This window comes from Achromobacter sp. (assembly GCF_032102605.1).
Taxonomy (GTDB): Bacteria; Pseudomonadota; Gammaproteobacteria; order Burkholderiales; family Burkholderiaceae_B; genus Achromobacter.
The window spans coordinates 202,321-217,814 of the sequence record NZ_DAMDGT010000009.1 but is presented as its reverse complement, the minus strand read 5'-3'; the positions used below and the strand labels follow the sequence as shown (position 1 = coordinate 217,814).

The 15,494-nt window shown below is 66.4% G+C and carries 12 protein-coding genes; 2 read left to right on the top strand and 10 right to left on the bottom strand.

Features of this window, described 5'->3' with window-relative positions; translation table 11 throughout:
• Nucleotides 1-91: 91 nt before the first annotated feature.
• Nucleotides 92-1,582 carry a YdgA family protein gene (locus tag RT614_RS20640; protein WP_313623983.1) on the top strand — a complete coding sequence of 497 codons (1,491 nt, stop codon included), beginning with the start codon at nucleotides 92-94 and terminating at the stop codon, nucleotides 1,580-1,582.
• A 37-nt stretch (nucleotides 1,583-1,619) separates the two neighbouring features.
• Here RT614_RS20640 and RT614_RS20635 read toward each other — a convergent pair whose 3' ends face one another.
• From RT614_RS20635 to RT614_RS20600, 8 genes are all read right to left on the bottom strand, one after another.
• Nucleotides 1,620-2,828, bottom strand: coding sequence for an amidohydrolase family protein (locus RT614_RS20635; RefSeq protein WP_313623982.1), 1,209 nt, complete (start codon nucleotides 2,826-2,828; stop codon nucleotides 1,620-1,622).
• A gap of 26 nt (nucleotides 2,829-2,854) precedes the next feature.
• Entirely contained in the window at nucleotides 2,855-4,582 is a 1,728-nt protein-coding gene (locus RT614_RS20630) for an ABC transporter ATP-binding protein (protein ID WP_313623981.1), read from the bottom strand.
• 7 nt (nucleotides 4,583-4,589) lie between these two features.
• Complete coding sequence (locus RT614_RS20625) at nucleotides 4,590-5,516, bottom strand: ABC transporter permease (protein WP_313623980.1); 927 nt, start codon at nucleotides 5,514-5,516, stop codon at nucleotides 4,590-4,592.
• 169 nt (nucleotides 5,517-5,685) lie between these two features.
• The gene (locus RT614_RS20620) at nucleotides 5,686-6,657 is read right to left on the bottom strand and encodes an ABC transporter permease (RefSeq protein ID WP_057286123.1); all 972 of its coding nucleotides are present in this window, start codon (nucleotides 6,655-6,657) and stop codon (nucleotides 5,686-5,688) included.
• Nucleotides 6,658-6,777: 120 nt separating this feature from the next.
• Nucleotides 6,778-8,385, bottom strand: a complete 1,608-nt coding sequence (locus tag RT614_RS20615) for an ABC transporter substrate-binding protein (RefSeq protein WP_313623979.1) — start codon at nucleotides 8,383-8,385, stop codon at nucleotides 6,778-6,780.
• A gap of 356 nt (nucleotides 8,386-8,741) precedes the next feature.
• The gene (locus RT614_RS20610; RefSeq protein ID WP_313623978.1) at nucleotides 8,742-10,130 is read right to left on the bottom strand and encodes a GTPase/DUF3482 domain-containing protein; all 1,389 of its coding nucleotides are present in this window, start codon (nucleotides 10,128-10,130) and stop codon (nucleotides 8,742-8,744) included.
• Nucleotides 10,123-11,556, bottom strand: coding sequence for a DUF2868 domain-containing protein (locus RT614_RS20605; protein ID WP_313623977.1), 1,434 nt, complete (start codon nucleotides 11,554-11,556; stop codon nucleotides 10,123-10,125). Before RT614_RS20605 ends, RT614_RS20610 begins: the two co-directional genes overlap by 8 nt.
• Before the next feature lie 100 nt (nucleotides 11,557-11,656).
• Entirely contained in the window at nucleotides 11,657-12,547 is an 891-nt protein-coding gene (locus tag RT614_RS20600) for an AraC family transcriptional regulator (protein ID WP_313623976.1), read from the bottom strand.
• A gap of 169 nt (nucleotides 12,548-12,716) precedes the next feature.
• On the opposite strand from RT614_RS20600, the gene RT614_RS20595 reads away from it, so the two are divergent.
• Nucleotides 12,717-13,622, top strand: a complete 906-nt coding sequence (locus RT614_RS20595; protein WP_313624062.1) for an EamA family transporter — start codon at nucleotides 12,717-12,719, stop codon at nucleotides 13,620-13,622.
• Between the two features lie 119 nt (nucleotides 13,623-13,741).
• Here RT614_RS20595 and RT614_RS20590 read toward each other — a convergent pair whose 3' ends face one another.
• Both RT614_RS20590 and RT614_RS20585 read right to left on the bottom strand, forming a co-directional pair.
• Complete coding sequence (locus tag RT614_RS20590; RefSeq protein ID WP_313623975.1) at nucleotides 13,742-14,938, bottom strand: aminotransferase class V-fold PLP-dependent enzyme; 1,197 nt, start codon at nucleotides 14,936-14,938, stop codon at nucleotides 13,742-13,744.
• Nucleotides 14,939-14,964: 26 nt separating this feature from the next.
• Nucleotides 14,965-15,438: a RidA family protein gene (locus tag RT614_RS20585; protein ID WP_313623974.1), complete on the bottom strand. Its 474-nt coding sequence runs from the start codon at nucleotides 15,436-15,438 to the stop codon at nucleotides 14,965-14,967.
• Nucleotides 15,439-15,494: the final 56 nt, after the last annotated feature.

Sequence of the window (15,494 nt, the reverse complement as noted above, 5' to 3'; positions counted from 1 at the left end):
CGCCCAAAGCGGGCTGTCTTGCGACAGCCCGTTTTTCATGGGCGGCTGGGCCGCTCTCCTGCCGATCGGTTCGTACACGGGAAAGGGCATCATGAAAAAGCGGGTAGTGGCGGGTGGCGCGGTGCTGGCGGCGGCCGCAATCTGGACCGGAACAGCCTGGTACACCGGAAAGCGGATCGAGGAACGTCTCGCACAGGACGTTCAGGCCCTGGATGCCCAGGTGCAGCGGCTGGGCAAGAAACTGGGAATTCCCGTCGCGCTCGAGCTGCTGTCCTTCGAGCGCGGCGTGTTCTCGTCCACTGCCCGCTTCGGCCTGAAAGCCACCACCCAATCTGGTGGCAACCCCGCCCAGGAGCGTGACTTCCAGTTCACCGGCAAGGTGGACCACGGCCCATTCCCCACGTCCCGCCTGGCCGCCGGCCAGTTCGCCCCAGCCATGGCGGCAGGTGCCGTCCAGATGGCGCAGACGCCTGACGCCAGTGGCTGGTTCAAGGCGGCTGGCGGCGTCGCGCCGGTTTCGGCACGCTTCGTATTCGGCTATGACCGCGATGTTTCGGGCGGCCTGGACCTGGCGCCGGTCGAATATGTCGACGGTCTGGATACGCTAAGTTTTTCCGGCTTGAAAGGCCTGGCGAATATCGCCGGCGACGGCAGACGTAGCGGGTTGTCGCTGGCCTTCGACAAGCTGGCGCTGATCGAGTCGATCAAGGGCGGCAACAAGGGCGACAACGAGGGCGACAACAAGGGCGACAACGAGGGCGACAACGCGGATGGCCGCTGGCGCAAGCTGGCCGTCCAGGGTTTTGCCGTCACGCATGAATCGACGGCCGCGGACGCCGGAGCGTCCAAAAGCAACACGAAAGTGACCGCGAAGGAGTGGCTCGCCGACATGGACCAGCTTCCGCTGGGCATGAAAGACATCGCGCTGACCGTGGACGCGGACACGGCATCCATGCGGATGAACGGCAAGCTTGGCCTGGACGTGGGCAGCATCAGCGTGAAGGGGCGGCATGTGGCCAAGCTGCGGATGGTGCTGGGCGGCAAGGACATGGACGTGGAGGCGCTCAACGCGTTTCGCGACTTCTACGAAAGCGTGCCGCAGCCCCGGGAAGGCGCCTTGCCTGTCCTGCCCGACCAACTGACCGCCGCTTCCTACATGGTGAAGTTCCTGCTGGCTCGCCCCAGCTTTTCGATCTCGCCGCTGCAGGTGGAATCCGCTGGCGGCACATCGTCGCTCAGCCTGGACATCGGCCTGGATTCGCCGTCGTTCTGGAACCGCGATCCGGCCGGCATCGCCAAGGAGGTCGTGCGCAACCTGAGTATGCGGTTGAAGCTGTCAACGGACGGCGTTGCCGACCTGGTCGCTGCGCGACTTGAACTGAAAGGCGCATCGCCCGAGGTTGCCCGCGAGGCGGCCAGGCGGGAAGCCGAAGCGATGCGCAGCCTGATCGCCGAAAAGCAGTGGGGCCGCATCGACAAGGGCACCATCCAGGTCGAGGCCGACTATCGGGATGGCCAGCTGGATTTCAACGGCGAGCGCATGCCTGTCGAAGCGTTCATCGGCCGGGCCCTGGCGCACTGATCGCCGCCGGGCGTCGGCGGCCACAGACACCGCGCATTCAGAACGGCAAGGCGCCCGCTGCGATCTCCCCGTTGCGCAGCACGGCAACGTGGGAGCGCTTGTCGGCCGCCTTCATGATGTCTTCGGTGGGATCGCCCTGCACCAGCAACAGGTCGGCCACCTTGCCCTCGGCGATGACGCCGTGGTCCGTCATGCCCATCAGATCATGGCCGCGCGATGTGCCAGCGATCAGCGCATCGACCGGCGTCATGCCGAACTCGACCATGTATGCCAGTTCCATCGCGTTTTCGCCGTGCAGATTGAATGGCGTGCCCGCATCCGTGCCCAGCGCGATGCGGCCGCCAGCCTTGTAGTACATCTGGAACGACTCGCGGTGGCGCTGCTCGACGGCGCGCGCCTTTTCCACGGCGTAGGCCGGAATGCCGTTGTCGGCGTTGGCGATGATGTTGCGCACCGCGGCGATGGTGGGCACCAGATAGGTCTGGGCTTCGAGCATTTCGCGCAGGCAGTCGTCGTCCATGAAGATGCCGTGTTCGATGGAATCGATTCCGGCGCGCACGGCGTTCAGGATGCCCTGCGTGCCCTGGGCATGGCTGGCCGTGCTTTTGCGAAAGCGCTTCGCTTCGTGCACGCCCGCCTTCATCTCGTCAAAACTGTAGTGCGCGTCCATGGGACTGACGCCGGGCGTCATGACGCCGCCCGTCGCCATGATCTTCACCAGGTCGCAGCCTGCGTGAACCTGTTCGCGCACGGCCTTGACCACTTCCTCGCAGCCGTCGGCCACGCGCCCGATGCGGTTGCCGTGGCCCCCCGTCATGCAGATGATGCGGCCTGACGCCTTGATGGTGGGGCCGGGAAACACGCCACGCGCAATCGCGTCGCGCACGCCGAATTCCAGGTAGTCCTTGCCGCCGCAGTCGCGCAGCGCGGTGACGCCGCCGCGCAGGCTGGCCTGGGCGTTTTCCAATGCAGTCAGCGTGATCTGCGCCGGCCCCTGCTTGCTTAACTGCGCGTTGGGATCGGCGCCGCCGGTGTAGACCAGATGCACGTGGCAGTCCGCCAGGCTGGGCATGAGCGTCATGCCGGTGGTGTCCACCCGGGCGCCGGCGTAGCCGGAGAATTCGCCGGCAGGGGCGACGCGGGCCACGCGCTGGCCTTCGACCAGCACGCCGTGCCCGGGCAGCGTGCGCCCTTCTCCGTCAAACACCTTGCCGCCGATGAACAGGGTCTGTCGTGTCGCCGTCATGTCTCGCTCTCCGGTTGCGCGCGGCCCTAGCCCACGACATCCAGCCCTTCGCGGGACATGGATTGCAGGCGGGGCATCAGGCCGAGCAGATGTTGGCTGTAGGGATGTTGCGGATGTTCGAACAGGGTTTCGGTCTCGGCGACTTCCAGCAGCTCGCCGTAGCGCATCACGCCGACGCGGTCGCACATCTGCCGGATCACCGGCAGGTCGTGGCTGATGAACAGCATGGTCAGGCCAAGCTCTTCCTGCAGATCCTTCAGCAGGTTCAAAATCTGCGCCTGGATGGACACGTCCAGCGCCGAGGTGGGTTCATCGCAGATCAGGAAGCGCGGGCGCGTGGCCAGTGCGCGCGCAATGCAGATGCGCTGGCGCTGGCCGCCAGAAAACTCGTGCGGGAAGCGTTCGGCGGCGCGGCTGCCCAGGCCCACTACGTCCAGCAGATCAGCCACGATACGGCGCGTCTCGGCTTCGCTGGCCGCCAGTCGGTGAAAGCGGATAGGCTCGGCCACGATGTCCAGCACCCGCATGCGCGGGTTCAGCGACGAGAACGGATCCTGGAAGATCATCTGGATCTGCCGCCGGAACGGATTGAGCTGCTTCTCGCCCTTCAGGGCAGTCAGGTCGGTGCCGGCGAAAGTGACCGAGCCTTCGCTGGGCGTGTACAGCCCCGATATCAGCCGCGCCACCGTGGACTTGCCTGAACCCGATTCGCCGACCAGCCCGAAGACTTCGCCTTCGCCGATGGTCAGGTTGACGCGCTTCACGGCGTCCAGCGTACGCTGGTTGCGCTTGAAGAACGCGCTCTTGAGCACGAAGCGCATGCTGAGATCGCGCACCTGCACGAGCGGACCTTCCGTGCGCTTGCCGAAGTCGCGACGCTGGCCCAGCCAATGCGTCGCCAGGTCCAGCGGCTGCGACGGCGTCTTCACGTCTTCGATGTACGTGACGAGCGGAAAGCGCTTGAGCTTGATGTCGGGGCGCGGCACGGCCGAGATCAGGCTGCGCGTATAGGGATGATCAGGGTCGCCAAGAATCTTGGCCGTGCGGCCTTGCTCCACCAGCTTGCCGTGGTACAGCACGGCCACGCGGTCGGTCACGTCCGCGATCACGCCCATGTCGTGCGTGATGATGATCATGCCCACCTGTTCCTCGCGGCACAGCTTCTTGAGCAGTTCCAGGATCTGCGCCTGGATCGAGACGTCCAGCGCGGTGGTGGGCTCGTCGGCGATGATGACCTCGGGCTCGCAGCACAGCGCCAGCGCGATCACCACGCGCTGCCGCATGCCGCCCGAGAACTGATGCGGGTATTGCTTCACGCGAAGCTCGGGCTGGTCGATGCCGACCTGCACCAGCAGCTGCACCGCGCGCTTCTTGGCCTGGTCGTGCGACAGGTCCAGGTGTACGAGCATGGTCTCGACGAGCTGGCTTTCCACGGTTTGCAGCGGATCCAGGGACGTCAGCGGATCCTGGAAGATCATGCCGATGCGCCGGCCCCGCACCTTGCGCTTCTGCGCCGGCGTCAGGGTGTCGATGCGTTCGCCGTTCAGCAGCACCGCGCCGCCGGCCAGGCGTCCAGGCGCTTCAAGGAGCCCGATGACGGCGTTGCCGATGGTGGACTTGCCCGCGCCGGACTCGCCCACGACGCCCAGGATCTCGCCCTTTTCAAGGGCAAGCGATACGCCGTCCACCGCCACCATCGTGCCGCGGCGGCTGGGAAATTCGATGCGGATGTCTTCGATGTTCAACAGGGCCATGGCGTCCTCAGCGCAGCTTGGGGTTGAGCGCGTCGCGCAGCCAGTCGCCTAGCAGGTTGACCGACAGCACCAGCGCTACCAGCGCAATGCCGGGGAAGATCGATATCCACCACATGCCGGAAAACAGGTAGCTGTTGCCGATGCGGATCAGCGTGCCCAGAGACGGCGCGGTCGGCGGTACACCGACGCCCAGGAAGGACAGCGTGGCCTCGGTGATGATGGCGATGGCCAGGTGGATGGTGGCGATGACCAGCACCGGCCCCATGACGTTGGGCAGGATGTGGCGGCGCAGGATGGTGATCGGGCCGATGCCGATCAGCCGCGCCGCCTGCACGTATTCCTTGTTGCGCTCGACCAGCGTGGAGCCGCGCACCGTGCGCGCATATTGCACCCACCCGGAAATCCCGATGGCGAAGATCAGCACGTACAGCGCAAGCTGGTCATGCATGTCGCGCGGCAGCAGCCCGCGCGCCACGCCGTCGATCAGCAGCGCCACAAGAATGGCGGGAAACGACAGCTGCACGTCGGCGATGCGCATGATGAAGCTGTCGACGCGGCCGCCGGCGTAGCCGCTGATCAAGCCAAGCGTCACGCCTAGAACCATCGAAAACAGCACCGAGGCAAAGCCGACCAGCAGCGACACGCGTGACCCATACATGACGGCGGAAAGGATGTCGCGGCCCTGGTCGTCGGTGCCCAGCAGGAAATCCGGGCTGCCGCCCTCTTCCCAGGCCGGGGGCGTATTGGCGTCCATGATGCTCAGAGACGCCAGGTCAAACGGATTGTGAGGTGCGACCACTGGCGCGAACAGGGCGCCGAGCAGGATGACCAGGGTGACGATGGCAGCGATGATGGCGCCGGGAGAGCGCTTGAAGCTGTGCCACAGGTCGCTGTCGGCGGCGCGCGTGAAGAACGGAGCGATGCGAGCAATCATGCGAATTCCTTTTTTACCTTGGGACGGCCCGGCGGTAAAAAACGCCCCCTCGAGGGGCAGCAAGCCGAAGGCGTGGCGTAGGGGATACTTTTTACCGCCGGGCCGTCCCAAGGTAAAAAGCGCCCCCCCGGGGGGCAGCAAGCCGAAGGCGCGGCGTGGGGGCTATTGTTCATTTGCTCTGCACGCGCAGGCGCGGGTCCACGGCGAAGTACAGCAGGTCGACGACCAGGTTGATGACCACGAACATGAAGGCGATCAGCACCAGGTAGGCCGCCATGACGGGGATGTCCACCATGCTGATGGCCTGGATGAACAGCAGGCCCATGCCGGGCCACTGGAACACCGTCTCGGTGATGATCGCGAAGGCGATGATGGAACCGAGCTGCAGGCCGGTGATGGTGATGACGGGCACCATCGTGTTCTTCAGGGCGTGGCGGAAGTTGATCAGGCGTTCCGGCAACCCGCGGGCGCGCGCGAACTTGATGAAGTCGGCGCGCAGGACTTCCAGCATCTCGGCGCGCACCAGGCGCATGATGAGCGTCATCTGGAATAGCGCAAGCGTAATGGCGGGCATGATGAGCGCCAGCCAGCCCGACTTGGTCAGGAAGCCCGTCGTCCACCATCCCAGGCTCACGACGTCGCCACGCCCGAAGCTGGGCAGCCACCTTAGCTGCACGCCGAAGAAAAGAATGAGCAGGATGCCGATCAGGAAGGTGGGCAGCGAGATGCCGGCCAGCGAGATCGCCATGAATGCCTTGGACAGCACGCCGTGACGTTTGAGCGCCGTGTAGATGCCCATGGGGATGCCCAGCGCCAGCGCCATGACGGCGGATACGAAGGACAGTTCAAGCGTGGCGGGCATGCGTTCTTCGAGCAGATCGCTGACGGGCCTGCGGTGGCGGTACGACATGCCGAAGTCGCCGCGCACGGCGTTGGCGACGAAGTGCGCGTACTGCACGACGAACGGATCGTCCAGGCCTAGCTGTTCGCGCAACTGGGCGCGCTGCTCGGGCGTCGTGTCCTGGCCGACCATGCTGGCGACCGGATCGCCGACGTAGCGGAACATGGAGAACGCGATCAGCGCCACCGTCAACATCACGAGCACCGACTGGATAAGCCGCTGCGCAATAAAGGAAAGCATGTCAGGAAGCCCTCTGGTTCGGATGGCGCGGGGCCGCGTTCTGCGCGCTAGGCGGGAATGGGGGCTGGGCCGGGCGCATCCGGGCGGCGTGCGCCGCCCGGTGATTGCCTTGTGCGCCGCTTACGGCAGCACGACGTCGCGCAGGTCGAGCACGTCGTCGGCGCGCTGGGTGACCGTGACGTTCTCTTTCACACCCCAGGACATGGGCTGCTGATGCAGCGGCAGGTAGCCGAAGTCGCTGCGCACGATGCCGAAGGCTTCCTTGATCATCGCGTTGCGCTTGGCCTGGTCGGTTTCGACGCCAATCTTGTTGGTCAGCTCGTCCACCTTCTTGTTGCAATAGCCGCCCAGGTTGAACTGGCCGGCGGCCGTCTTGGCGTCGCGGCAGGAAGTCAGGTTGAGCAGCGTGTTGTGCGCGTCGGTGGAGCTGGGCGTCCATCCCAGCATGTACATGCTGGTCTGGTTGCCGGCCTGCAGCAGGATCTTGCCGAAGTACTTGGACTTGGTCTGCGCCAGCAGGTTGATCTTGATGCCCACGCGCGCCAGCATGCCGGCTACGGCCTGGCAGACCTTTTCGTCGTTGACGTAGCGGTCGTTCGGGCAGTCCATGGTGACCGTGAAGCCCTTGGGATAGCCGGCTTCGGCCAGCAGCTTCTTGGCGCGCTCCGGATCGGGCTTGTAGGGCGCGCCGAAGGATTCGTCATACCCGTTGATGGCCGTGGCGATCAGCGAGCCCAGCGGCTTGGCCGCGCCGCGCATGATCTTCTCGTTGATGGCCTTGGTGTCCACGGCCAGCACGACCGCTTCGCGAACGCGCGCATCCTTGAAGGGGTTCTTGCCCTTCACGTCCGAGAAAAGGAGCTCGTCGCGGTCCTGGTCCATGCCGATGAAGATGGCGCGGGCTTCGGGCGCGGTCAGCGGCTTGACGCCCTTGGCGTCTTCAAGGCGCTTCCAGTCCTGCACCGGAACCGGCTGCACGACGTCCATCTCGCCGGAGATCAGCGCGGCCACGCGCGTGGCTTCCTGCGTGATCGGCTGGAACACGACCTCGTCGATGTTGGTCTTGATGTTCTTGTTCCAGTAGCCGTCGTAGCGCTTGAGCACCGTCTTCACGTCGGGCTGGCGTTCGGTCAGCATGAACGGGCCGGTGCCGTTGGCGTGCAGGTTGGCGTAGTTGCCCTGGTTGTCGCCCTTGACGTTGGTGGCCTCGGTGGTCTTGTTCTTTTCCGCCCAGTTCTTGCTCATGATGTACAGGAACACCCATTCGCGCGGCAGGATGGGGTTGGGCGTGGGAGTGGTGACTTCGATGGTGTAGTCGTCCACCTTCTTGATGTCGCTGGCCTTGGCGCCGTAGCCCTTCATGTCGGACCCGGGGGTCAGGCTGCGCTTCCACGAGAAGATCACGTCGTCGGCCGTGAAGGGCGAACCGTCGTGGAACTTGACGTCCTTGCGCAGCTTGAAGACCCACTTGGTGGGCTCGGGGTTTTCCCAGCTTTCCGCCAGCAGCGGGGTGAGTTTCAGGTTGCCGTCGTAGCCGGCCAGGGTTTCGTAGATGTTGCCCTGAAAACCCAGCGTGAAGGTCTCGTTCAGGGCCATCGGATCCATCGACGTGGCGTCGCCCTGATACGACCAATGCAGGGTCTTGGCGGCCGCGCCGGCGCTGAATGCCAGCGAAGCGGCCACGGCAGCGGCGAGCGCCGCCTGCTTGAAGTGGGGAAAAGTACGCATAGCCCTCATGCTCCGTGTGGTGCGCGGATAGCGCGACAGAAGTGACAGGGCCCCGGCCCCATGGGGATCCGGGGCACGGCGTTGCTGCTTACGACGATGGACAGGCAGGGGACGGGCGGCGCATGGCGCGAACTGCGCACAGGCCGAGGCTGGCGTTGCCGGAAATCACTGCGCAGGACTTCGACTTCACGATAGACCCAACCCCTTGTGATTGGCATGACGGGGACGGACCCGCGTCGATGCAGATCGAATCTTATCGACGCATTCGTTTAAGCGTCAATCGGTTTGGATTGGGGTTATCGCGCACTTGCCGGATGCGTTGAATGGTGCGTTCGGCGGGGCGTGCGGGCCGCCGGTCAATTGGCCGGCAGCGGCGCGGATGCAAGGGTTTTCGCCAATTCGTGCAGCATGCGCTTGCGCCGGTCGCTGTCTTCGTAGTGTTTACCCAGGGCCGACCATTCGGGCCGGCTGCGCGCTTCTTTCAGGGCTTCCGGCAAGGGCCCCTTGCGCCATGCCTCATCGTCCGGAAGACCTAGCCGCAATGGTTCACGCGCGGCGTGGCCGCGGCGCTCCAGAGCGTCGATCAGCTGCCGTTGCCGCAGCGCAAGCAGGCGCAGCACCGCATCGTCGACGCTGATTTCGCGCCAGCCGCGCAGCTTGCCCGCAACGCGCTTGCCGAGTTTTTCCACGCCTTGCCACAGGCCTCCCGCGGCGGCGCCGATCAGCATGCCCGTGCCCAGGCTCAGACCCGCGCTCATCAGGTCGACGGCGGCGCCCGCCATGGCGCCGGCGGCCGCGCCCATGCCCACTTGCACGCCCATGTCCTTGAGCGCCTGCGGATGGAAGAGATCCATGCCCCAGCGTTCACCTTGCAGGGGCAGCGCTTCGTCGGCGAGGTCCGAAGCGCGAAAGTTGTAGAGCGCGAGCAGGGCGTTGACGCACGTTTGCTCGCGCTGGCGGACCTGGTCGCGCAGTCGGCCGGAAGCGGCGGTCAGCGATGCGTCGTCGCTGGGACTGGACACGTGCAGCGCGGCGACGTCGATCAGCAGGTCCGCAAGGAGTTCGTGGGCCGCAACGTGGCGTTCACGGCGCTGCGCGGCCAGGCTGTCTCCCAGCCTGGCCAGTGCGCCCGCGTGCCGGTCCAGCAGCACCCCCAGCTTGGCATAGAGCTGCTGCTCGCCATCCAGCGGGGGCGCGACCGTATCGAATTCCACGACCGCATGCAGGCCCAGCCGCGCCATCGCGTCGCGCCATTCGTCGGCGCGGTGCGCCGGCGCGTTGACGAAGTTGAGCACCGGCAGCAAGGGGCGGCCGCAAGCCGCCAGGATCGCGAGTTCGTCGCGATGCTTGCCCAGCACCGGATCGCGCGCATCGATGACGTACAGCGCGGCGTCGCAGGCCAGCATCTTGGTCAGAACGCGGGCCTCTTGTTCGTAGCGCCCGTGCGCCTCGGGCGTGTCCAGGAATCGTCGTATGCGCGCGGGGCCATCCAGGCGCTCGCCGGGCTGGTCCAGACGTTCCAGGTATTCCAGCAAGGCGATGCTGTCTTCCATGCCCGGCGTGTCGAACCACTCGAGCACGGGGCGTCCGTCCAGGCGCAGGCGCGCGCCCTCGACGTGCCGCGTGGTGCCGGGACGATCGGCCACTTCGCCGAACGTGGTGTCGCGCGTGAGCGTGCGCAGCAGCGAGGTCTTGCCCGTATTGGTGTGGCCGACGACTGCGATGTTGATGATGGATTCAGCCATGGCCGGGCTCCAGCCACGCCAACGGCGCGGAGGGCGCCTGCAGGATGGCGTCGGCAGGCAGGCCCAAGGCCTGCAGCCGGTCGCGCCACAGGGGCGCGCGTGTCTCGGCGCCCGCGCTGGGCATGATCAGCCAGACGCCGGTCTGGCCCGCATGCGCGGACAGATCCGCGATCAGCGACAGCGTGCCGCGATCCGGCGTCTGGCGCGCGTCGCAGGCGATCAGCAGGCGCGAGGCGGCAGATCCGGCCAGGGCATCGAGCACGCGGTTGCGCTCTTCACGGGTATCCAGGTTGCCGGCCTGGCGAATGCCGGCGGGCAGGTCCACGGGCGGCCAGGCAAGATCCGCAGGCAATTCGAGTCCCAGCAGCACGGGCTGCCCGCCCAGGCCGTCCAGCGATGGCGCATGGACGCGGGGCTCGTGGAGAGGATCTACGGGGCGGTCGATGCCGGTTGAAAGCGCCGGCGGCTCCAGCCGGTCTCGCAGTGTCGAGAAGCCTGCGAGAGAGGGATCGATGCGCACGCCGCGCAGGGCGCGAACGGTGGCGGCCACGCACAGCGCCCCTGCGACCAGACGCGGCAGGATGCCGTAGACGACCACGATGCCGATCAACCAGAGCGACCACTGCACCTGCGCGCTGGCCGGCAAGGCTTGCGTGCCGTCGCTGGCCCGGATCGTGGCGGCGTCCGGCATGGGAAAACCAAGATGGGCAGGAAGCCAGCCGATCGCTTGAGTGAGCCAGACGAAGGTGTCCGGCGCGAGCAGCGTGGTGGCCCATACGAAGCGATAGCTGGCGGTGGACAGCACGGCCAGCAGGGTCGCCAGCGCCGCGCTCAAGGCGGTCAGCCAAAGCAGGTGGCTGATGCTGCCGAACAGGCCGCGCAACGCGCCGGCGCGCGACAGCAGGTTCAGGAAGGCCTGCGGCACCAGTGCGCCGTCCGGGCCGCGCGCGAGCTTGCGCGTGGCCCACAGCCACAGCCGCCCAAGGCCCGTCACGGCCGAGGGCCGCAGCAGAAAGCTGCCCAACCAAAGCAGGAAGGTCAACGCGTGCAGTCCCAGCAATGCGCCCACCGCCCACAGCACGTTGACCGGCCGCGTTCCATCGCCCAGCGCGCCCAATGCGGCGCCCGCGCCGGATATCAATGCCAGCAGGAAAAGGAGGAGCAGGATGCCGGTGGCGCTGCGGCGCCAGCCGTCGACGAGGGAAGAAAGGTTTTCGCGTTGCGAAAGAAGCGCCGCGCGGGCCAGGATGCGGGACGGCAGGTCGGCGTCAAGCTGGCGCACCTGTCGGACGATCTGCGCGTCTTCGAGCGGACCCCAGTGCGCCTCGCGCAAGCGGATCAGTTCAGCCAGCCAGTGCGCTTTCAAAGGGCGCGGGCCGGCGCTTTCGGCAAGAAGGGGAAGTTCGCGAGAGGTCGGAGTCGGCATCGCGTCTGTGCAGGCAGGATCAGGCCGAGGGAGGCCGCTAGGGCAATGCGCCATTGTAGACCGGCCATCCCGCCGGCGAGATCCCCGGCCAGGTGGCGGATCAGTGGCTGGCGCGGGCCCGGCGGTATTGCCCTGGTGTCACGCCGGTGGCGTCCCGAAATACCCGCGCGAGGTGGCTGGCGTTGCCAAATCCGCTGGCCTGCGCGATGCCGGCAAGGTCGCCCTTGCCCGACAGCAGCAACGTCTTTGCTCGGGCAAGCCGCCTTGTCCGCACCCACGCGTGCGGCGGCTCGCCGAACGATGCATGGAACATGCGCGCGAAGTGATAGGTGGACAGCGCGGCCACACCCGCGAGCTCGTCCAGCGTCAAGGGCTCGGCAAGATGCGCGTCCACATAGTCCATGATGCGGCGGCGCACGCCGGGCGCCAGGCCCCCGCGCGCCGGTTGCGGGTTCTTGCGCGCCACGCCCTGCAACAGCAGATGGTGCAGCACGGTTTCGGCCGCGCTGCTGGCGGCCAGGCGGTCGGCCGGCTGGCTCCAGTCCGTGCCCAGCAGCCTGCGGCAGACGTCGATCAGCGAATCGTCCTGGATGTAGGTGCGGTCGCGCAATTCGAGCGTGCGCGGTTCGCAATCCAGGCGCATGACCGCTTCGCGAGCCAGTCGTTGCGGGGCAATGTACAGGTGCAGGAAATGCACGGGATCGTTCATGCTCCAGCGGGAATGGTGTTCCGCGGGCAGCACGCAGAACTTGCCCGCGCCGCCATGCAGCGAATCCTGGCCGACGCGGAACGACTTGTCGCCGCCGTGCAGGTAAAGCGACAAGGTGTGGTGGCCCGGCGTTTCGTATCCCAGGGTTTCGCGGGCGGTCCGCGCCCACTGCGAGATCGCCATGCCCTCGCCCAGCGGGGCCGCGCGCTGCAACGTGGCGGTGGAGCCAGACAGTGTGCGGAAAACGGAAAAATCGGCCGGAGCCGTAGCAGTGGTGCCCATGGAAGGAATGCTACTGCGATCGCGCGCGCGTGACGCGCCCGATACGGACAAAACCGCAAGAACCGGCAATTCGCGCGTTGCATCGGGGCGCACACTGGCTTCCCGGCGGCAGCACTGCCCGTCGATGTCCTTTTTTGAATCTGGCGCCGATACTGACGCGCAACGCATCGTGAACCTGTTCCTCTATTTTCTGACCGTGCTCATCTGGGGCACGACCTGGATTGCCATCAAGTTCCAGCTCGGCGTGGTGGCCATTCCCGTATCGATCTTTTATCGCTTCGCACTGGCCGGGCTGCTGCTGTTCGGAGCGCTGGTGCTGACGCGCAAACTTCAGAAGCTCGACCGGCGCGGCCATTGGCTGTGCGTGGGCCAGGGCCTTTGCCTTTTCTGCCTGAATTTCCTTTGCTTCTACACGGCGACGCAATGGATACCCAGTGGACTGGTGTCCGTGGTGTTTTCAACGTCGACGCTCTGGAATGCCTTGAACGCGCGCCTGTGGTTCGGCACCCGCGTTGCGCCGCGCGTGATGACGGCGGGGCTGTTTGGCTTTTGCGGCCTTGTGCTGCTCTTCTGGACCGAACTTGCCACCCAGCAGGCCAGTGACGAAACCCTGTTGGGCCTGGGCTTCGCGCTCTTGGGCACGTTCTGCTTTTCCACGGGCAACATGCTGTCGTCCTTGCAGCAACGCGCCGGCATCCGGCCGCTGACGGGCAACGCCTACAGCATGCTTTATGGGGCCGCGATTCTCCTGGCGGGCTGCATGGCCGCAGGATTGCCTTTCGACTTCGATCCGTCGCCATCGTATGTCGGCGCCTTGCTCTATCTGGCCGTTTTCGGTTCGGTGGTGGGCTTTACCGCCTATCTGACGCTTGTCGGCCGCATGGGGCCGGCGCGCGCCGCCTATTGCACCGTGCTGTTTCCCGTCGTGGCGCTGAGCGTGTCGACCGTCGCCGAGGGGTATCGGTGGACGCCCTACGCACTGCTGGGGTTGGCGCTGGTGATGGTGGGCAACCTGCTTGTGTTCACGAAGTGGTCGCCGTTTGCGGGGCGCGCACGCGCGGCGGGCGGGGCGTAGCGGGCCGCCCGGGCCGTCGCGCCTGGTTAGCCGCGCTTGGTTGGCCGGCTCGGTTAGCTACGCTTCGTTAGCCTCGCTTGGTTAGCCTCACTCAGCCAGCCGCGCCACGCTCGCTTCGTCTAGCCGGCCAGCTTGCGCAACGCTTCCAGCAGGCGGTCTATTTCCGCGCTGCTGGTCAGATAGCTGACCGACGCGCGCGCAATGCGATCCAGGCCACGGGCCTGCATGTCCAGCGGCGTGTAGGGCACGCCGTTGCTGCCGATCGTGATGCCTTGCGCGGCAAGCGTGCGCTGCACGTCGCCCGCATCCTGGCCTGCAAGGTTGAAGGAGACCAGTCCGGACCGTTCCCGGCCTTGGTCCAGCACGGTAATGCCGGAAATGGCCGCGAGCTCGGCGCGTAGTGCCTGGGCGTTTGCGTCGATCGTGGCACGGATCGTGTCCAGACCCAGATCCAGCGCCTCGCGCAAAGCGTTGGCCAGCCCGCAGCGCAGGGCCAGCGAATTTTCGGCGGATTCCAGCCGCGCGGCGTCCTTGCGCAGCATGGGCCGGCCATCCGGGCCCAGCGGCGCCGAGTGAGTGTCCACGAACGCGGGCGTGAGCTGTTCCAGAAAATCGCGCCGCACGTACAGCAGCCCCGTGCCGCGCGGCCCACGCAATGCCTTGCGGCCGGCGCCGCTCAGCACGTCGCATCCAATCTGCGCCACGTCGATGGGAAACTGTCCCACGGCCTGCGCCCCGTCGATGAAATACGGAATACCGTGACGGCGAGCCACACGGCCAATTTCCGCGGCGGGATTGATCAAGCCACCGTTGGCGGGCAGCCAGGTCAGCACGATCAAACGAACTCTGCCGTCCAGCATGGACTCCAGCGCTTGCGCGTCCACGCAGCCGCTGGCGTCCGACGGAATGGTTTCCAGCGTCGCCCCGGCGCGCTCCGCATTGAGCCGCAGGGCCGCCAGATTGCCGCCCCATTCGTGGCGGCCGACCAGGATGCGGTCGCCGGGGCGCCACGCCGGCAGCGCCGCGAAGGCTGCGCCCCAACCCGATGAGTTGCCGCCAGTCAGGGCGATTTCGTCGACCTGGGCATTTAGCAGTTGCGCGGCCAGGACACGCGCCGCTTCCGTCAGGTCGCGCGCCGCCACGCCCGCTTCCATCGGACCTTGAGCCGCTTCGCGCTTCAGATGCGCGTGTATCGCCTGCAGCGTGGCGGCGGACGGCAGCGACGCGCCGGCATGATTGAAATGCACCGTGCTCTGCGTGCCGGGTGTCAGGGCGCGCAGCGCCTGCACGGCGCCGGGCGTGAGAGGGGCGGACATGGCGGCTCCTGTCGAAAGTCCGGGGATCAGGCCTGGGTCAGTGCAATGACGGCTTCGACTTCAACGGCCACGCCTTGCGGCAGGGACGCAACGCCCACGGCGCTGCGCGCATGCCGGCCCGCATCGCCGAACACATCGACCATCAGGTCGGAGGCGCCGTTGGCGACTGCGCTCTGGCGATTGAAGTCGGGCGTGCTGGCCACGAACACGCCCAGGCGCACCACGCGTGCGACGCGATCCAGGCGGTCACCCGTGGCCGCGGCGATCTGCGCCAGGATCCCAAGCGCGGACAGGCGCGCAGCCTCGACGCCGTCGGCATCCGACACCTGATTGCCCAACTGGCCCAGGTAGGCGGCTTTGCCGTCCTTGCGCGAGATCTGGCCGGAGATATAAAGCAGATTGCCCTCCTGGACGTACGGCACGTAGTTGGCGGCCGGAGCGGCGGCGGCTTCCAGGACCAGGCCAAGTTCGGTAACGCGGGCGGAAATACTGCGGGTCATAGCGGATCACCTGAGAGGAAAATGGAAAGGAGGTCTTGACGCTACCCCGATGCTAT

Coding starts and splice junctions, on each gene's coding strand:
- RT614_RS20640 (WP_313623983.1), top strand. CDS start 92: ATGAAAAAGCGGGTAGTGGCGGGTGGCGCGGTGCTGGCGGCGGCCGCA.
- RT614_RS20635 (WP_313623982.1), bottom strand. CDS start 2,828: ATGACGGCGACACGACAGACCCTGTTCATCGGCGGCAAGGTGTTTGAC.
- RT614_RS20630 (WP_313623981.1), bottom strand. CDS start 4,582: ATGGCCCTGTTGAACATCGAAGACATCCGCATCGAATTTCCCAGCCGC.
- RT614_RS20625 (WP_313623980.1), bottom strand. CDS start 5,516: ATGATTGCTCGCATCGCTCCGTTCTTCACGCGCGCCGCCGACAGCGAC.
- RT614_RS20620 (WP_057286123.1), bottom strand. CDS start 6,657: ATGCTTTCCTTTATTGCGCAGCGGCTTATCCAGTCGGTGCTCGTGATG.
- RT614_RS20615 (WP_313623979.1), bottom strand. CDS start 8,385: ATGCGTACTTTTCCCCACTTCAAGCAGGCGGCGCTCGCCGCTGCCGTG.
- RT614_RS20610 (WP_313623978.1), bottom strand. CDS start 10,130: ATGGCTGAATCCATCATCAACATCGCAGTCGTCGGCCACACCAATACG.
- RT614_RS20605 (WP_313623977.1), bottom strand. CDS start 11,556: ATGCCGACTCCGACCTCTCGCGAACTTCCCCTTCTTGCCGAAAGCGCC.
- RT614_RS20600 (WP_313623976.1), bottom strand. CDS start 12,547: ATGGGCACCACTGCTACGGCTCCGGCCGATTTTTCCGTTTTCCGCACA.
- RT614_RS20590 (WP_313623975.1), bottom strand. CDS start 14,938: ATGTCCGCCCCTCTCACGCCCGGCGCCGTGCAGGCGCTGCGCGCCCTG.
- RT614_RS20585 (WP_313623974.1), bottom strand. CDS start 15,438: ATGACCCGCAGTATTTCCGCCCGCGTTACCGAACTTGGCCTGGTCCTG.